This window comes from Bacillus sp. LQ16, from assembly GCF_057784645.1.
This window is the reverse complement of record NZ_CM173491.1, coordinates 4,046,792-4,063,594: the sequence shown is the minus strand read 5'-3', so window position 1 is coordinate 4,063,594 and position 16,803 is coordinate 4,046,792. Positions and strand designations below refer to the sequence as shown.

Here is a 16,803-nt window from a genome sequence, read left to right as displayed (position 1 = left end):
CGTTGCAAACTAAAACAGGATAGCAGTTTGAGACGGGTAAGGAGTGCAAAGTGATGCATATGCATATTTTTGAAGGAGCACGGCATCTTTCTAATAGTGAATGGGTTATTCGGGCTATTATAGCATACATATTTTTAATATTAGTTGCGAAAGCAATGGGGCAAAGGTCTATCGCACAACTTCGTTTTTTAGATGTTGTATTAGTGTTATTGCTGGGTGGGAATATTTCTAACGCATTGTCTGATGAAAAAGTAGGGTTACTGGGCTCGATGATTACAACGTTCATACTCGTTGTACTTCATATTATAAGCTCAGTTTTAATGCTGAAATGGGATAGATGGAGACGCTTTTTAGAGCCAGCACCTATCATTCTTATACATAATGGTTCCATTGATTTTAGCAATTTGAAAAAGGCGAGAATTACCGTGGAATATTTGTTTTCGGAACTTCGTATGCGAAATGTGAGCGATATTCAAACGATTAAATTAGCATTATGGGAAGCGAACGGTGTCGTTTCTATATTTCGGTATCCAGAATATGAAGCAGTTTCGCGGCTTGATCTTAAAGTGGCGGGAAGAAAATCTCCAGTTTCTTTTGTATTAGTAAAGGATGGGAGGATTCAGAAAGATGTTCTTGCATTATTAGGAAAAACAGAAGCGTGGGCGAGAGAATTTCTAGAGGAGAGTACAGAAGTCGAATCCATTATGTTAGCTACAGTAGATGAATCACATAAAATAAATATTTTGTTAAAAAAATGAAAAATATACGCATTTTGTCGTTTCGTACATATGATACAATAGTGTGGACAACGAAAAAGGAGGCGATACGGTGGGATATGTAGAAGAATTACGAAAAATAGTTGGTCATCGCCCTTTAATTTTAGTTGGTGCTGTTGTACTCGTTATAAATGAAAATGGTTATGTTTTATTGCAGCAGCGGACAGAGCCGTACGGAAAATGGGGGCTACCTGGCGGGCTAATGGAGCTTAGTGAATCACCAGAAGAAACAGCTTATCGTGAAGTATATGAAGAGACAGGAATAAAAGTGAAGAACTTGCGACTAATCAATGTATTTTCTGGAGCGAACTACTTTACAAAATTAGCAAACGGTGATGAATTTCAATCTGTAACAACCGCCTATTATACGGATGAATACGAAGGGGATTTTGTTATGAATAAAGAAGAAGCAGTTCAGCTTAAATTCTTTTCAGTAACAGAACTACCTGACTATATTGTAGGATCGCATAAAAAAATGATTGTTGAATATATGAAGATTATGGAAAAAAAGATATAATAAAAGTGAAAGAAATACAAAAACACAGCTCTGGTTGGTAGTCCAGACGCATGATTTCATGTCAGTAACCTTCCCCTCCGGGATGTCCCGTATTTCTAATTTTTTAAAGGAGGGGCTGTCAATGGAGTTGACAGTATATCACGATGGCCAATTTTTTGTTGGAATCATTACATGTAAAGAACAAGGGAAATTGTATGGAGCAAGGTATATTTTTGGAGCGGAACCGTCAGATGAAGAAGTGCTTATGTTTGTGAATAGTTCACTTTTAGAGCATTTTCAGCATTTTGCAAAATGTGGTGTAGAAGTTAAAGAAAAACAGCGTCCTAAAAACATAAAGCGTATCATACGACAAGCAGCAAAAGAAACAAATGTTAAACGTTTTACTAAGGCGCAAGAGGCGATTAGTTTATCTTATGAATTGCATAAACAAGAAAAGAAAGTGCAGTCTAAGGAGAAGCGAGAAGCTGAAAAAGAAAGAAGACGTTTAATTAAAGTACAAAAAGCAAAGCAAAAACATCGTGGTCATTAAAGAAAAGGTGTTAGAGCAATTGCTCTAACACCTTTTCTATACTTAAATACAAGTAAACTTACTTGTATTTCATAAACATTAACTGGTAAGATACAAATAGGTAGTTTTAGAGGAGGGAAAAGAGTGATTAATTTTAACTTTTTTATGAATGATGTTGTCCGCCAAGCGCGTGAAGAGATTGTCTCTGCTGGATATACAGAATTGACGACGCCAGAAGCGGTAGAAGAAGCGTTTAAAAGAAATGGAACAACACTTGTAATGGTAAACTCTGTATGTGGTTGTGCAGGTGGTATTGCTCGTCCTGCTGCTGCGCATTCCGTACATTATGATAAACGTCCTAACCACCTTGTAACGGTGTTTGCAGGTCAAGATAAAGAAGCGACAGCAAGAGCACGTGAATATTTCGAAGGGTATCCACCTTCTTCTCCATCATTTGCTTTATTAAAAGATGGAAAAATTGTAACGATGGTAGAGCGTCATGAAATTGAAGGTCATGAACCGATGCAAGTTATTGCGAAACTACAATCACATTTTGAAGAGAATTGTGAAGAACTATAAAAAATAAGAGAAAAGGCGGCACGTCCACAATCAAGTGGATGTGCCGCCTTTTTTATTTATTATTAAAATTTCAGAGATATGCATAGTTATGTTATTTTATGCATTATTTTATACATAACAAATAGCATTTATATTGTTTTATTATTTATTTTTATTTTATATATTGCATAAAAATAAAAGTGCTGATACAATACAAACATCGAATAAATATTCTATTAAACTTTTAAATATACATTATTAGGGGGAAGAAAGATGAAGAAGTTAGTATCAATATCGTTTGCACTTATTTTAATTGTAAGTATATTCAGCGCTTGTAGTAATGGGGAATCGAAAGAAACAAAAGGAAATAAGAAAGTACTCGTAATGGGGACTTCAGCAGATTATAAACCATATGAATACGTGGAAGCTTCAAAAAGTGATGAAATTATTGGTTTTGATGTTGATGTTGCTAAATATATCGGAAAAGAACTTGGGTATGAAGTGAAAGTGAAAGATATGGATTTTGGTGGTTTATTGGCATCTCTTAGTTCAGGAAAAGTTGATTTCGTAATGGCAGGCATGACGCCAACTGCAGAGCGTAAAAATAATGTTGATTTTACAGATATTTATTTTGTTGCGAAAAATATGGTTGTTTCTAAAAAGGATTCTAATATTAAATCTGTAGAGGATTTAAAAGGGAAAAAAGTAGGGGTACAAACAGGATCTATTCAAGAAGAGAAAGCGGCAGAATTTAAAAAACAAGTAGATTTCCAAGTTGAGGGACGTGACCGTATACCAGAAATCGTACAAGAAATTAAAGCTGGTCGTTTTGACGCTGCAATTATAGAAGATACAGTTGCTAAAAATTATTTAGAGAAAATGAAAGATTTACAAGGAATTGAAATTAAAGAAGCGCCAGAAGAAGTTGGAGCAGCAATTGCCCTTCCGAAAAACAGTGATAAAACAGCTGAATTTAATAAAGTAATTAAAAAAATGCAAGAAAATGGAGAAATGGATAAATTAGTGAAGAAATGGTTTGGCAGCGGAAAATAAGCTGCCTTTCACTTTTCTGTGAGGGGAATGAAAAGAATGAACTTAGATTTTTCGGCGATTACGCCTTCGATACCATATATACTAAAAGGTTTAGAAGTTACTTTGAAAATTGTAGCGGTATCAGCTTTAGCAGGATTTATTTTAGGAACGTTATTAGCACTTTGTAAAATTGCTAGAATACGAGCATTAAATATAGCAGCAGATTTTTATACATCAATTTTTCGTGGTACACCACTTGTATTGCAATTAATGATTATTTATTTCGGTGTCCCGCAAATAATTGGTTATGAAATACCAGCATTCTTAGCAGCTGTACTTGCATTTAGCTTGAATTCAGGTGCATACATGTCAGAAGTAATTCGTGCTGGTATTCAAGCAGTTGATAAAGGACAAACAGAAGCAGCAATGGCTTTAGGGATACCATACGGAAAAATGATGAGAAATATTATTTTCCCTCAAGCATTAAAAAATATATTACCAGCGCTTGTGAACGAATTTGCGACACTTACGAAAGAATCAGCTGTAGTAACAGTAATAGGCGCGACTGATTTAATGCGTCGTGCTTACATTGTAGGCGGTGAGACATTTAAATATCTTGAACCATTACTTTTTGTTGGACTGATTTATTATATGTTAGTCATTATTCTTACATTAGTCGGGAAGGCAATTGAAGGGAGAATGAAGAAAAGTGATTAAAATTGAAAACCTTCATAAATCATTTGGTAAAAACGAAGTATTAAAAGGAATTACAACAACGATTGAAAAAGGGGAAGTAGTTGCAATTATAGGACCTTCTGGATCAGGAAAATCAACATTTTTACGTTGTATGAATATGTTAGAAGCACCAACGGATGGTCACATTTGGATTGGAACGGAAGAAGTAACGAATCCGAAAACAAATGTTATGCATGTTCGTGAAAATGTCGGTATGGTATTTCAGCATTTTCACTTATTTCCTCATATGACTGTATTAGAAAATATTACGTATGCCCCTATCAATGTAAAAGGGGTAACGAAGCAAGAAGCTGAAAAGAAAGCTGAGAAACTTTTAGAAAAGGTTGGATTAGTAGATAAAAAAAATACGTATCCGAATCGTTTGTCGGGAGGACAAAAGCAACGTGTAGCAATTGCAAGAGCGTTAGCGATGGAACCGGAAGTTATGTTATTTGATGAACCGACATCGGCGCTAGATCCAGAGATGGTGAAAGAAGTGTTAGAAGTTATGAAATCGTTAGTTACGACAGGAATGACGATGGCTATTGTTACACATGAAATGGGCTTTGCAAAAGAAGTGGCAGATCGTGTTCTTTTCTTGGACGGAGGAAAGCTTGTAGAAGATAGTGTGCCAGAAGAATTTTTTGCAGCGCCGAAAAGTGAACGTGCGCAACAATTTTTACAAAAAATATTGTAATATGAAAAGGTTATGTGAATAATAAGTAGAAAAGGATGACATTGTGTCATCCTTTTTTTATACTAGCTGTAAATACGTTTATACATATAGGAGCAATGATATGTTCAAAATTGGATACCGTACAGTAAAAACAGCAATAGGGACAGGCGCGGCAGTTTTTATTGCTCAGTTATTAGGATTAGAATTTTATAGTTCAGCAGGTATTTTAGTTATTTTATGTGTACAAAATACGAAGCGCAAATCGCTTCAAGTATCGTTACATCGTTTTCTAGCGTGTGTATTATCAATGGTATTCGCGTTTTGTATTTTTGAAACGATCGGCTATACACCACTTGCAATTAGCATATTGTTACTTACATTTATTCCGACTGCAGTAATGCTTAAAATTCAAGAAGGTATTGTCACGAGTTCAGTTATTGTTATGCATCTATATTCATTGAAGCAAATTACATGGCTTATAGTTGGAAATGAAATTGCTATATTAACAATAGGAATTAGTGTGGCGTTATTAGTAAATATGTATATGCCGAGTAGTGAAAATAAGCTAAAAGAGTATCAGGATAAAATAGAGAGTAATTTTAAAACGATTTTGTTTGAAATGGTTGTGTATTTACGAAATCGAGAAAGTAGTTGGAGTGGAGCAGAACTCATTGAAACCGAGAATATGTTAAATGAAGCAAGAGATTTATCGTTTAAAAAACTTGAGAATGCATTTATGCGAGAAGATGATTATTACTATCGTTATTTTAATATGCGTATGCAACAATTCGAAATTTTAGAGCGAATGATACCATTAGCAGCTTCTTTATCGTGGACGTATGAACAAGCTGACATGATTGCAGATGTTGTTGAAAACATTGGTAATGCTATTAGCCCTGAGAGTACAGGCGTTATTTCCTTAAGGCAGCTTCAAGAAATGAGGGAATTATTTAGAGACATGCCATTGCCAGCTACACGCGAAGAATTTGAGATACGTGCGAAACTTGTTCAACTTGTGTATGAAATGGAACAATATTTACTCATTAAAAGTCGCTTTAAGGGAAAGGATAATATAAAAGAACTTATATAGAAGGTAGGAATTATCTATGCCGTATCTTCTCTCTATCATATTATGTCTTTCTTTATCACCGATTTGGCCTCTTGGGGATAATCCACGTGCCGGAGATCCTTTTATTATTGTAAATAAAGCAACGAATAAATTAGCTTACATTGACGATGGAAAGATTCAAAAGGTTTTTCCAGTAGCGACAGGGAAAACGAATGAATTAACTCCAGAAGGAACTTTTGATGTTGTAATGAAAGCGAAGAATCCGTATTACATTGCGAAGGATATTCCAGGTGGATCGCCAAAAAATCCACTTGGATCAAGGTGGATTGGATTTAATGCAAGAGGAACTGATGGAAGTAAATATGGAATACATGGAACAAACCAACCGAGTTCAATTGGAAAGTATATTTCACAAGGATGTATAAGAATGAAGAAAAACGATGTGGAATATTTGTTTGATCGTATTCCAATTGGAACGAAAGTATGGATTGTGAAATCGAAAAAATCATTTCAGCAATTGGCAAAAGAAAAAGGAGCCGTTGCATATGAAGAAGCCAACGAAAAGGTTGGCTTTTTCTATTGTAATAAGTTGTCTTGACATGTGTACATAACCATGCGTTAATGAAAGTATAGAAAGATAAAATTAGATAAAGGGGTTGCTCATATGTACTTGAATCCAAAACTTTCGTATATGCAGTTTTTTATGGGATTTCTATTTGTTATTACATTCATATTGGCAACTTTTAATATATGTTCTTATCTTGTAGCGATTGTATGTATGGCATTACTTAATCTCACTTTTGTTATTGGGGCATTTCAGCAGAAACAATATACAAGTTTTGTCATAGCACTTGTAATGTCATTTTCCTTTAGTATTGTAGCGATTGTGTTTTATATAAAATAAACCATCTCGATGTCGAGATGGTTTATTTTGTCATGTGTAAAAAGTAAAAAAAGGACGAACACATCGCCCTTTTTACCAAAACATACTCGCGCCAGCAAGTAATGTTGTTACAAGCATAGAAATTAGCATCACATAAACCATAATTTTTTGAGCTTTTTTATGCATCGTTATACCTCCTTGCAAATCAGTACAATTTCATTGTAACGAGAAATGAAATTATGGACAAGGGGAGAGTAAGGACAAAATTCGGGAAGGGGTTGCAAAATATAACAGGAAATTTGAGTGTGTGTAGAGAATATAGTAAAAGGGTATATTGTTAATTTTTAGTTGGGCAAGCTGAAGAATGGAGATACGATGATGAAAATATACGAAACAGATCGTTTATATTTAAAGGAAATTGATGAGTCGTATGCTGAAACAGTTCTTCAATATTACGACAGAAATCGTGAGTTTTTAAAAGCTTGGGAAGAGTATAGACCGGATGATTTTTTTACGCTAGATTATCAAAAGAAAAAGTTGCAAAAGGATAGAAAAGAGTTCGAAGAAGGGAAAATCATCAGACTATGGATTTTTAAAAAGGGTGATGATACGAAAATAATTGGGTGTATTTCATTTAATTTAATCGTTCGTGGCATTTATCAATCTTGTGTACTCGGTTATAAATTAGATAAAGCAGAGTTAAACAAAGGGTATACGACAGAAGCGCTTAGAAAAGCAATTCAAGTTGCTTTTGAGGGATTTCAGTTACATCGTATAGAAGCTCCGATTATGCCTCGTAATTTAGCATCTATACAAGTAGTGACGAAGATAGGTTTTCAATATGAAGGCGTGTCTAGGAAGATGTTAATGGTAAATGGCGTGTGGGAGGATCATATGCGCTGGGTATTGTTAAATGAGTAATAGAAAGCAGATGGTTATCTAGACATGTAAACCATCTGTTTTTTGTCTTGTATTTCGAAACTTTTGCGAAATTCTGTTATAATTAATAGTGTTACATACATAATGGTAGTGCAGGAGGCGCAGTCTTATGATTAATCAAGAACGTTTAGTAAATGAATTTATGGAATTAGTACAAGTAGATTCTGAAACGAAATTTGAAGCAGAAATCTGCAAAGTATTAACGAATAAATTTACAGATTTAGGTGTAGAAGTATTTGAAGATGACACAATGGCTGTAACTGGTCATGGTGCAGGTAACTTAATTTGTACTTTACCAGCAACAAAAGATGGTGTTGATACAATTTACTTTACTTCTCATATGGATACAGTAGTTCCTGGTAATGGAATTAAGCCTTCTATTAAAGATGGATATATCGTATCAGATGGTACAACAATTTTGGGCGCGGATGATAAAGCTGGATTAGCATCAATGTTCGAAGCAATCCGTGTTTTAAAAGAGAAAAATATCTCTCACGGTAAAATTGAATTTATTATTACAGTCGGAGAAGAATCAGGTCTTGTTGGTGCAAAAGCTTTAGATCGTGAGCGTATTACAGCGAAGTATGGCTACGCATTAGATAGCGATGGAAAAGTTGGTGAAATCGTTGTTGCAGCTCCAACACAAGCGAAAGTGAACGCAATTATTCGCGGGAAAACAGCTCACGCTGGTGTAGCACCGGAGAAAGGTGTATCTGCAATTACTATCGCAGCGAAAGCAATTGCGAAGATGCCACTTGGTCGCATTGACTCTGAAACGACTGCAAACATTGGACGTTTTGAAGGTGGTACACAAACGAATATCGTTTGCGATCATGTACAAATCTTTGCAGAAGCTCGTTCTTTAATCAATGAGAAAATGGAAGCACAAGTTGCGAAAATGAAAGAAGCATTTGAAACAACTGCAAAAGAAATGGGTGGTCATGCAGACGTTGAAGTAAACGTTATGTACCCAGGATTTAAATTTGCTGATGGCGATCACGTTGTAGAAGTTGCAAAACGTGCAGCTGAAAAAATTGGTCGTACACCTTCTCTTCACCAAAGTGGTGGCGGAAGTGATGCAAACGTAATTGCAGGACACGGTATCCCAACAGTTAACTTGGCAGTTGGTTATGAAGAAATTCATACAACAAACGAGAAGATTCCTGTTGAAGAGTTAGCAAAAACAGCAGAATTAGTTGTTGCAATTATTGAAGAAGTAGCGAAGTAATAGAATAGAAAAAGCGTGTAAATCAATTGTGATTTACACGCTTTTTATTTTGATTCGATTGTTTTTACAAGGCGTATAAGCCAATACAAGAAAAATCATAGCAGTATATAATATTAGACGAGAGAAAAATCCAAACGTATTCATGTTGAAAATTGGAAGGAGTAAATAATTATGATGATTAATATAACTACAAGGAACATATAGTTAATTTCACCATAATCAGCCTCTCTCACATGTGTATCCTCTTTATATGGATTATAAAAAAGAACAAGTAATTATTATAACTATTGTGCAAAATTTGATATAATAAAAGAACGAACGTTCTGATTAGGGAGTGAGTACTATGCGAGAAATGTATCCGAAAAATGGTCGTGTAATTTTACATGTAGATATGAATTGCTTTTTCGCATCTGTTGAAATTGCTCATGATCCATCATTACAAGGAAAGCCATTAGCGGTTGCTGGAAATGAAAAAGAGAGAAAAGGAATTATTATAACATGTAGTTATGAGGCGAGAGAATACGGAATACGTACGACGATGCCCCTTTGGGAAGCGAAAAGGTTATGCCCGCAATTAGTTGTAAGGCGTCCTAATTTCGCATTATATCGCGAAGCTTCATTTCAAATGTTTCAAGTCCTTTCCCGTTTTACAGAAAAGATACAACCAGTCTCAATAGATGAAGGATATTTAGATATTACAGATTGCTACGCACTTGGTTCGCCTCTTGAAATAGCAAAGATGATTCAACAAGCACTATTAACAGAGTTGCAGCTTCCGTGTAGTATCGGAATCGCTCCAAATCTTTTCCTAGCAAAAACAGCTTCTGATATGAAAAAACCTCTCGGTATTACCGTACTTCGAAAACGTGATATTCCAGAACTGATTTGGCCACGTCCAGTTGGAGCAATGCATGGAATTGGTGAGAAAACAGCTGAAAAATTAAATGATATTCATATACAGACAATTGAACAGTTGGCAAAGGGAGACGAGCATATCATTCGCGCTAAAATTGGCAAGCACGGTGTTGATTTGCAAAGGCGTGCAAAAGGTATGGATGATAGGGAAGTGGATCCGAGTCAAATGGGACAGCATAAAAGTGTCGGTAACTCGATGACTTTTTCAAAGGATATGGATGAAGAGAAAGAATTACTTGATATGTTAGAACGTTTATCAAAGTCAGTGAGTAAAAGGTTACAAAAGCGAACCCTTGTCAGCTATAATATTCAAATTATGATTAAATACCATGATAGGCGAACAGTAACACGGAGTAAGCAATTGAAAAATGCGATTTGGGAAGAACGCGATATTTTTCAAGCAGCATCCCGTTTATGGAAGCAACATTGGGATGGTGATTCCGTTCGTTTACTAGGTGTTACAGCTACTGAAATAGAGTGGAAGACAGAATCGGTGAAACAATTAGATTTGTTTTCATTTGAAGAGGATGCAAAAAAAGAACCGCTACTTGCTGTCATTGATCAAATTAATGATAAGTATGGAACACCACTTTTACAACGAGGTAGTCAACTATTACGTAAGCAAGAGAAGTCGTTTCAACAAAAGTTAGAAAATAAATTTATGTAGAAGGTGTCATGAAGTAGTAAAAATCATGACACCTTTCCTATTTAACTCGCTTCTAAATCTAAAGAAGTCTTCCATCCAGCTCCAGTAACGCCAGATTCTAATAGCATTCTACTTACTATTTTTTCAATTAAGATAGCTGCATTTGTCTTGCAATGTAATGTAGCCTGTATACAAACTTTTTGATTAGAATCTACATCTTCACTATACAACTCTTTTAAACTGAGCCCTTCTGTACTTACCATATGCATAAGTAAAAAACGAATATGTGCTTCAGTTTCTTCTGAACAAGTAAGGGAAAGTAAGTAGTTCGTTTGTTCAGGTGATTCTTCTTTTGATTTTTTATTCATAAAAAGAGCAATTGGGCGAAGAAGTATATTTGCTAGTAACACGCCGGCTGCACCTAATATAGCTGCAACGAGGAAACCGGCGCCTGTAAGAGTACCGACAGCAGCTGCACACCATAAAGTAGCTGCCGTATTTAGCCCTCTAATACTAAAACCATCGCGGATAATAACGCCACCCCCTAAAAAACCAATGCCACTAACGACTTGAGCAGCAATGCGTGAGGGGCTAGCATCATGATCAAGCATGACGGATAATAAAACAAATATACAGGCACCAAGTGATACGAGAGCATTTGTCCGCAGCCCGGCCATTCGGTGTCTCCATTGCCTTTCCATTCCGATGCAAGCACCTACAATAATTGCGATAACTAATCTGAATACAATGTCGTACCATACCATCATGGTCACCTCCATATATAAGTATCTGTTATGTCTTTTAGAATGAGCGGGGAATACCCACTCATTCTTATTTTTACAACCAGCTATGAAACTTTTTAATATAAAGCTTTTTCAGGAATTGTGTTAAAAAAGCGTAGCCTAATAGTATTCCTACTAACCAAGGGAAGTAGCTAAGTGGCAATGCTTGTAAACCAACGGCTGCACCAAGTGGTGAGAATGGAATATAAATCCCGATTGCCATAATAAGAGCGGTTAATAAAACGACTGGTGTTGATGCAGCGCTTTGAATAAATGGAATCTTCTGTGTTCGTATCATGTGAACAATTAAAGTTTGTGTTAACAATCCAACCACAAACCAACCGGACTGGAATAATGATTGCTCGCTCGGTGTATTTGCGCCAAATACATTCCACATGACTACGTATGTGATAATATCAAATATGGAACTAATTGGGCCGATACAAATAATGAAGTTTCGTAAGTTTGCAGTATCCCATTTTCGTGGTTTTTCTAGAAACTCTTTATCCATTTTGTCCCATGGAATAGAAAGTTGTGAAATATCATAAAGTAAGTTTTGAATTAAAAGATGAATGGCAAGCATCGGTAAAAAAGGAATGAAAGCACTTGCTACTAACACGCTAAACACATTACCGAAGTTAGAGCTAGCTGTCATCTTAATATATTTTAAAATATTTCCGAATGTAGTACGTCCTTCTAAAATTCCGGCTTCTAATATAGTTAAACTTTTTTCGAGTAGAATAATATCAGAAGCTTCTTTCGCAATATCAGTAGCAGTATCAACAGATATTCCGACATCAGCTTCACGTAATGCTACAGCATCGTTAATGCCATCTCCCATGTAACCTACAGTGTGTCCGTTTCCTTGTAATGCGTGTATAATGCGAGATTTTTGCATTGGATTAAGCTTCGCAAATACAGTCGTTTCTTCAGCAAGTTTTGCTAATGCTTTATCTGGTAAAGAATCAATCTCGTAACCGAGGATTGGTTCGCCGATATCTAATCCAACTTCTTTACAAACTTTTCGTGTAACAATTTCGTTATCGCCAGTTAAAATTTTTACTTGTACACCATGCTTTTGTAATGCTTGAATTGCAGCTGCTGCAGATGGTTTCGGTGGATCTAAAAAGCCGATATATCCAGCGAGAATCATATCAGTTTCGTCTTTTACTGCGTACTCTTTATCATTTATGTTTCTATCTTTTTTATAAGCCACAGCAATAACCCGCATACCTTCACTATTCAATGTCTCGCTTAGTTTTTTGACATTTGAGCGTATTTCCTCAGTGAGTGTAACGATTTTTTTATCCACTTCAGTGTAGTTGCAAATTGATAAAATTTCTTCTACGGCACCTTTACAAACCATTGTATGTTTACCTGAAATATCTTTTACGATGACTGACATACGCCGGCGGGCGAAATCAAATGGAATTTCATCTAGCTTTTGAAAAGCTGATGGGTCAAATGTATTGTTTTCCTCTGTATGCTTAATAACAGCTTTATCTATTAAGTTTTTCAATCCAGTTTGATAGAAACTATTTAAATAGGCAAATTGCAAGACGCGATTGCATTTATTTCCATTAGGATCTAAGTGACGAACAAGGATAACGTTATCTTCTGTTAAAGTTCCGGTTTTATCTGTACAAAGAATATTCATAGCACCTAAGTTTTGAATAGAATTTAGTTGCTTCACAATTACTTTTTGTTTAGACATGTTAACGGCACCTTTAGCTAAATTAGCAGTTACAATCATTGGCAACATTTCAGGTGTAAGGCCAACAGCCACGGCAATAGCGAAGAAGAAAGCTTCTTGCCAATCTCCTTTTGTGAATCCGTTAATGAGAAGGACAATAGGCGCCATAATAAGCATGAATGTAATTAAGAGCCAGCTTACTTTGTTTACACCTTTATCAAAGCTTGTTTCTACCCGCTTTCCGATTACCTTATTTGCTAAAGAGCCGAAATACGTATCAGTACTTGTTGAGATGACAACAGCTTTTGCGCTACCACTTACAATATTTGTTCCCATGAAGCAAAGGTTTTCCATATCGAGTGGATTGTAATTTTTTTTCATGTTTTTCGGTAAGATATGCTTATTTTCTGTATGGTAGCAGTTTTCGTATTTTTCTACAGGAAGTGCTTCCCCTGTTAAAGAAGATTGATTAACAAATAAATCTTTAGCGGATACAATACGCACATCGGCTGGAACGATATCACCTGCTGAAAGGGAAATAATATCGCCAGGTACAAGTTCCTCAATTGGAATTTCTGTTGTGTAATTTCGATTTAAATTCGTTACATTTTTTATTTCATGTACAAATCCATTTATTCTAAATACGCTCGCAGTTGTTCGAACCATAGCTTTTAATTTATCGGCAGCTTTTTGAGAACGAAATTCTTGGGAAAACCGAATCGTTGCACTAAGTAGGACCATTACAGATACGACAATTGTTCCTTGCATATCATCCGTGAAAAAGGAGAGTGCTCCAAGAGCTAATAAAACGAAAATAAATGGATTTTTAAATGCTAACAGAAGCTGAATGTACCACGGTGCCATTTTATTATGAGCTATTTCGTTCGGGCCATATAAAGAAAGTCTACGAGACGCTTCTTGTTTAGATAATCCATCTTGAGATGTTTCTAAAAGTTTTAACGCAGAGCTTATATCTTGTGTTGCAACCTCCACTAATAATTCGTTATTTGTTTTCATGCTATCTTGCTCATAAGCATGCTTTGTTTCTTGTCTTTGTAAATTAAACATCGGTAGTTCCTCCTCTGTCATGAAGGAGGAAACAATCTGTTACCTAACTATTTGAAATGGTGAGGAACAGTTTCTTTCCTACCTACATGATGAAATATGAATGTAAAACGTATGGGTATCTGGGCCGAATCATCAATTGCCAACTGTTCCTCACCTCCGTACAATTTAGTAGTTTCTGAATATGCTATGTTTGTTTCATAGTAAGGTGCATATAGACGTAAAAAGACCTTTACTCAAAACGAGTAAAGGTCTGAATTCGCAGTTAAAAGAGTCCACAACAAAGACTGCTAGTAGACATAAATAAAAACAGTTTTTGTGTATGACAAAATACATGCACCTCTCCCTCGTTGAGTTTTAGCACTGTATAGCATAGGTACTGAAACCAGCTACGTTAAAAAAGGCCTTCATTCCGACCTTTCCTGTTGACCCATTGGCGTCTCTCGACATTTTTGGGCAGCAGCGTTTCTCTATACAGGAGCCTCACCTAACAGAGACCATATTCAATTACATGTTGAATGTTAGCACTGTAAAATCGTAGTGTCAATATCTTTTTTATCTGTGTTTTTAAAATATTAAATGGATTTATAATAGATATATGGGATGAAATGCATGATATTAATTATAAATAATGTGGAAAATAAATATTTTTATAAAAGGGGAATTTGTAATGGTACCACAAAATTTTATTATAAATATTGAGAATCAAAAGTGGTTGTTTAATGAGCAGGAAGATTTATGTTCTCACGGGGAATTTTATTTAAATGTGGATGGAACGATTATTACACAAACAGGTATGGATGAGGAATGGGGAATAAGTGAATCAGCTTTAGCTCTGTTACGAACTTTAGATAAAGAATATATTTGTGATATTGAAAATGAAGAGGGGCTTATTTTGCACGGATGTGGCACTATGCTCATGTTAGGATGCCCAATTTTAATTCATTGGACTATAAACCATATAGGTGAAAATGTGGTTTTAAAGGATTTTGTCAAAGTTATTTCTACTGATCAAAAGGCTATATACTATGAAGGGCTTCATATAGAAGTAAATGAAAATGAATATAGAAAACAAATTGTTTCTTTTGCGCTACAAGCAAAAGAATTATTCAATAAATCAAGTGAAAAGATAATTTTAGATGAGTTTGATCAAAGTATGTATACAGACTTTTGGACGGAATATAATCATTTGCTAAATAAGTATAAATAAAAAAGCACTGTAACCAGTGCTTTTTTATTATAGATTACGAGATGGTAGGGTTTTCAAAAATAACAATCTCTGAACTGTTTGTAGTTGAAACGCGTTGGGCGTAATATGTTAAAGCTGAAGAAATATATGCTGGTAACGTATCATTTGTATGTGATGTTGTATATTCATGGATTAATTCCTTTAAAGTTGTCCATTCTAATTGTGCTGGGTGATCAGACACGAAAGAACTTACCCAGCGATCAAATGAAGATGAAAAATCAGTTTGTAAACGAAATACTTCTTTCATAATAAAACGCTCCCTTAAAATGTAGTATAATCATTTTAACACAAAACACGAACGATTGCTAAATTTTTTAAGTATAATGTTCGTGTTATATAGTTGTCTAGATGATTGGTTATGTAAATTCAATTTGCCATTTGAAATAACATTCCGTAAGATGAGAGATAGAGTATATTTAGAGCTGGAGGAAAGAAAGTGGAATTTGTATTTTTAGGAACTGGTGCAGGTGTTCCTTCAAAAGGAAGGAACGTTTCAGCAATTGCTTTACAATTGTTAGAAGAACGAGGACAAACTTGGTTATTTGATTGTGGCGAGGCCACGCAACATCAAATATTACATACATCTGTACGTCCGCGCCGCATTGAAAAAATATTTATTACGCATTTACATGGCGATCATATTTTTGGATTGCCTGGTTTATTAGGTAGCCGTTCATTTCAAGGAGGAACTACGCCTTTAACGGTGTATGGACCGAAAGGAATTAAACAATTTATTGAAGTGGCATTATCGGTAAGTACGACACATGTGAAATATCCACTTGAAGTTGTGGAGATAACAGAAGAAGGTACCGTATTTGAAGATAATGAATTTTATGTAGAAACGAAAAGATTGTCACACGGTATAGAATGTTTTGGATATCGTATTGTAGAGAAAGATATACAAGGTGCTCTTTTAGTTGATAAGTTGCTTGAGATGGGTGTGAAACCAGGTCCAATCTTTAAACGTTTAAAGGATGGAGAAGTAGTTGAATTAGAGGATGGCACGATATTAAATGGAAATGAGTTTATCGGCCCACCTCAAAAAGGAAGAATTATTACTATCTTAGGTGATACGCGATATTGCGAAGCAAGTAGGGAGCTTGCGCAAGATGCAGATGTACTTGTCCATGAAGCGACTTTCGCAGCAGAAGATGAGCAACAAGCGCATGATTATTTTCATTCCACATCTAAGCAAGCTGCGAGCATTGCACTTCAGGCAAATGCGAAGCGATTAATCTTAACTCACATTAGTTCTCGCTATCAAGGAGATACATATAAGGAATTATTGAAAGAGGCAAGAGAGTTGTTTTCTAATACAGAAATAGCGACAGATTTGAAATCATTCCCAGTAGAAAAATAATAATTTTGTAAAAAATGGTAACGGTGGGTTGCCATTTTTTTATGTCTAAAAAAATTTAAAAATAAAACTGTTATTATTTTATACTTATACTTGGATGATACAGAAAATTAGAATGGTTTGAATATATACGATAAAAATACGAAATAATGATTATTTAGAAAAACTGTTATAT

Annotated in this window: 19 protein-coding genes and 1 riboswitch; of the genes, 15 read left to right on the top strand and 4 right to left on the bottom strand. The window is 35.3% G+C overall.

Annotated elements, in window-relative coordinates:
- Positions 1-53 precede the first annotated feature (53 nt).
- The 10 genes from AC3EMB_RS20385 to AC3EMB_RS20340 all read left to right on the top strand — a co-directional run bounded on the left by AC3EMB_RS20385 (position 54) and on the right by AC3EMB_RS20340 (position 6,775).
- On the top strand, positions 54-758 hold the full coding sequence (locus AC3EMB_RS20385; RefSeq protein ID WP_000550963.1) for a DUF421 domain-containing protein: 705 nt from the start codon (positions 54-56) through the stop codon (positions 756-758).
- A gap of 70 nt (positions 759-828) precedes the next feature.
- Positions 829-1,293 carry an NUDIX hydrolase gene (locus tag AC3EMB_RS20380; protein ID WP_053563679.1) on the top strand — a complete coding sequence of 155 codons (465 nt, stop codon included), beginning with the start codon at positions 829-831 and terminating at the stop codon, positions 1,291-1,293.
- 121 nt (positions 1,294-1,414) lie between these two features.
- Positions 1,415-1,822, top strand: a complete 408-nt coding sequence (locus AC3EMB_RS20375) for a YjdF family protein (protein ID WP_000424203.1) — start codon at positions 1,415-1,417, stop codon at positions 1,820-1,822.
- A gap of 144 nt (positions 1,823-1,966) precedes the next feature.
- A complete protein-coding gene (locus AC3EMB_RS20370) occupies positions 1,967-2,380 on the top strand; it encodes a BrxA/BrxB family bacilliredoxin (protein WP_166504400.1) in 414 nt (137 codons plus the stop codon).
- Between the two features lie 252 nt (positions 2,381-2,632).
- Positions 2,633-3,412 (top strand): transporter substrate-binding domain-containing protein, encoded by a 780-nt coding sequence (locus tag AC3EMB_RS20365; RefSeq protein ID WP_000737678.1) that lies wholly within the window; start codon positions 2,633-2,635, stop codon positions 3,410-3,412.
- A gap of 36 nt (positions 3,413-3,448) precedes the next feature.
- Entirely contained in the window at positions 3,449-4,108 is a 660-nt protein-coding gene (locus AC3EMB_RS20360; RefSeq protein ID WP_001046915.1) for an amino acid ABC transporter permease, read from the top strand.
- Positions 4,101-4,823 (top strand): amino acid ABC transporter ATP-binding protein, encoded by a 723-nt coding sequence (locus tag AC3EMB_RS20355; protein ID WP_075716803.1) that lies wholly within the window; start codon positions 4,101-4,103, stop codon positions 4,821-4,823. The genes AC3EMB_RS20360 and AC3EMB_RS20355 overlap by 8 nt, the downstream gene beginning before the upstream one ends.
- Positions 4,824-4,923: 100 nt before the next feature.
- Positions 4,924-5,892 (top strand): aromatic acid exporter family protein, encoded by a 969-nt coding sequence (locus AC3EMB_RS20350; protein WP_000472671.1) that lies wholly within the window; start codon positions 4,924-4,926, stop codon positions 5,890-5,892.
- Positions 5,893-5,908: 16 nt separating this feature from the next.
- Positions 5,909-6,469, top strand: coding sequence for a L,D-transpeptidase (locus tag AC3EMB_RS20345; protein ID WP_340782720.1), 561 nt, complete (start codon positions 5,909-5,911; stop codon positions 6,467-6,469).
- Positions 6,470-6,535: 66 nt separating this feature from the next.
- Positions 6,536-6,775 carry a DUF3894 domain-containing protein gene (locus AC3EMB_RS20340; RefSeq protein ID WP_000281167.1) on the top strand — a complete coding sequence of 80 codons (240 nt, stop codon included), beginning with the start codon at positions 6,536-6,538 and terminating at the stop codon, positions 6,773-6,775.
- A gap of 72 nt (positions 6,776-6,847) precedes the next feature.
- Here the strand turns inward: AC3EMB_RS20340 and prli42 are convergent, their stop codons facing one another.
- On the bottom strand, positions 6,848-6,940 hold the full coding sequence (gene prli42 / locus AC3EMB_RS20335; protein WP_000549037.1) for a stressosome-associated protein Prli42: 93 nt from the start codon (positions 6,938-6,940) through the stop codon (positions 6,848-6,850).
- A 189-nt stretch (positions 6,941-7,129) separates the two neighbouring features.
- Between prli42 and AC3EMB_RS20330 the strand changes: the two genes are divergently transcribed.
- From AC3EMB_RS20330 to AC3EMB_RS20320, 3 genes are all read left to right on the top strand, one after another.
- A complete protein-coding gene (locus AC3EMB_RS20330) occupies positions 7,130-7,675 on the top strand; it encodes a GNAT family N-acetyltransferase (RefSeq protein ID WP_025118231.1) in 546 nt (181 codons plus the stop codon).
- A gap of 127 nt (positions 7,676-7,802) precedes the next feature.
- Positions 7,803-8,921 carry a tripeptidase T gene (locus AC3EMB_RS20325; protein WP_488517251.1) on the top strand — a complete coding sequence of 373 codons (1,119 nt, stop codon included), beginning with the start codon at positions 7,803-7,805 and terminating at the stop codon, positions 8,919-8,921.
- A 343-nt stretch (positions 8,922-9,264) separates the two neighbouring features.
- Positions 9,265-10,503, top strand: coding sequence for a DNA polymerase IV (locus AC3EMB_RS20320; protein WP_069356180.1), 1,239 nt, complete (start codon positions 9,265-9,267; stop codon positions 10,501-10,503).
- A 41-nt stretch (positions 10,504-10,544) separates the two neighbouring features.
- Here AC3EMB_RS20320 and AC3EMB_RS20315 read toward each other — a convergent pair whose 3' ends face one another.
- Entirely contained in the window at positions 10,545-11,246 is a 702-nt protein-coding gene (locus tag AC3EMB_RS20315; protein WP_416474794.1) for an MgtC/SapB family protein, read from the bottom strand.
- A 73-nt stretch (positions 11,247-11,319) separates the two neighbouring features.
- The gene (gene mgtA, locus AC3EMB_RS20310) at positions 11,320-14,025 is read right to left on the bottom strand and encodes a magnesium-translocating P-type ATPase (protein ID WP_488517250.1); all 2,706 of its coding nucleotides are present in this window, start codon (positions 14,023-14,025) and stop codon (positions 11,320-11,322) included.
- A 331-nt stretch (positions 14,026-14,356) separates the two neighbouring features.
- A riboswitch (M-box (ykoK) riboswitch) is annotated at positions 14,357-14,524 on the bottom strand.
- A 168-nt stretch (positions 14,525-14,692) separates the two neighbouring features.
- Here mgtA and AC3EMB_RS20305 point away from each other — a divergent pair.
- Positions 14,693-15,232, top strand: coding sequence for a hypothetical protein (locus AC3EMB_RS20305; protein ID WP_340782725.1), 540 nt, complete (start codon positions 14,693-14,695; stop codon positions 15,230-15,232).
- A gap of 34 nt (positions 15,233-15,266) precedes the next feature.
- Here the strand turns inward: AC3EMB_RS20305 and AC3EMB_RS20300 are convergent, their stop codons facing one another.
- Positions 15,267-15,518, bottom strand: coding sequence for a DUF3932 family protein (locus AC3EMB_RS20300; protein WP_000665709.1), 252 nt, complete (start codon positions 15,516-15,518; stop codon positions 15,267-15,269).
- A gap of 189 nt (positions 15,519-15,707) precedes the next feature.
- Between AC3EMB_RS20300 and rnz the strand changes: the two genes are divergently transcribed.
- Positions 15,708-16,631: a ribonuclease Z gene (rnz, locus tag AC3EMB_RS20295; protein WP_000397454.1), complete on the top strand. Its 924-nt coding sequence runs from the start codon at positions 15,708-15,710 to the stop codon at positions 16,629-16,631.
- The last annotated feature ends 172 nt before the right edge of the window (positions 16,632-16,803 follow it).

What these genes read in the sequence shown, in the direction of transcription:
- AC3EMB_RS20385 (WP_000550963.1), top strand. Translation starts at nt 54, where the DNA reads ATGCATATGCATATTTTTGAAGGAGCACGGCATCTTTCTAATAGTGAA.
- AC3EMB_RS20375 (WP_000424203.1), top strand. Translation starts at nt 1,415, where the DNA reads ATGGAGTTGACAGTATATCACGATGGCCAATTTTTTGTTGGAATCATT.
- AC3EMB_RS20370 (WP_166504400.1), top strand. Translation starts at nt 1,967, where the DNA reads ATGAATGATGTTGTCCGCCAAGCGCGTGAAGAGATTGTCTCTGCTGGA.
- AC3EMB_RS20365 (WP_000737678.1), top strand. Translation starts at nt 2,633, where the DNA reads ATGAAGAAGTTAGTATCAATATCGTTTGCACTTATTTTAATTGTAAGT.
- AC3EMB_RS20360 (WP_001046915.1), top strand. Translation starts at nt 3,449, where the DNA reads ATGAACTTAGATTTTTCGGCGATTACGCCTTCGATACCATATATACTA.
- AC3EMB_RS20350 (WP_000472671.1), top strand. Translation starts at nt 4,924, where the DNA reads ATGTTCAAAATTGGATACCGTACAGTAAAAACAGCAATAGGGACAGGC.
- AC3EMB_RS20345 (WP_340782720.1), top strand. Translation starts at nt 5,909, where the DNA reads ATGCCGTATCTTCTCTCTATCATATTATGTCTTTCTTTATCACCGATT.
- AC3EMB_RS20340 (WP_000281167.1), top strand. Translation starts at nt 6,536, where the DNA reads ATGTACTTGAATCCAAAACTTTCGTATATGCAGTTTTTTATGGGATTT.
- prli42 (WP_000549037.1), bottom strand. Translation starts at nt 6,940, where the DNA reads ATGCATAAAAAAGCTCAAAAAATTATGGTTTATGTGATGCTAATTTCT.
- AC3EMB_RS20330 (WP_025118231.1), top strand. Translation starts at nt 7,130, where the DNA reads ATGATGAAAATATACGAAACAGATCGTTTATATTTAAAGGAAATTGAT.
- AC3EMB_RS20325 (WP_488517251.1), top strand. Translation starts at nt 7,803, where the DNA reads ATGATTAATCAAGAACGTTTAGTAAATGAATTTATGGAATTAGTACAA.
- AC3EMB_RS20320 (WP_069356180.1), top strand. Translation starts at nt 9,265, where the DNA reads ATGCGAGAAATGTATCCGAAAAATGGTCGTGTAATTTTACATGTAGAT.
- AC3EMB_RS20315 (WP_416474794.1), bottom strand. Translation starts at nt 11,246, where the DNA reads ATGGTATGGTACGACATTGTATTCAGATTAGTTATCGCAATTATTGTA.
- mgtA (WP_488517250.1), bottom strand. Translation starts at nt 14,025, where the DNA reads ATGTTTAATTTACAAAGACAAGAAACAAAGCATGCTTATGAGCAAGAT.
- AC3EMB_RS20305 (WP_340782725.1), top strand. Translation starts at nt 14,693, where the DNA reads ATGGTACCACAAAATTTTATTATAAATATTGAGAATCAAAAGTGGTTG.
- AC3EMB_RS20300 (WP_000665709.1), bottom strand. Translation starts at nt 15,518, where the DNA reads ATGAAAGAAGTATTTCGTTTACAAACTGATTTTTCATCTTCATTTGAT.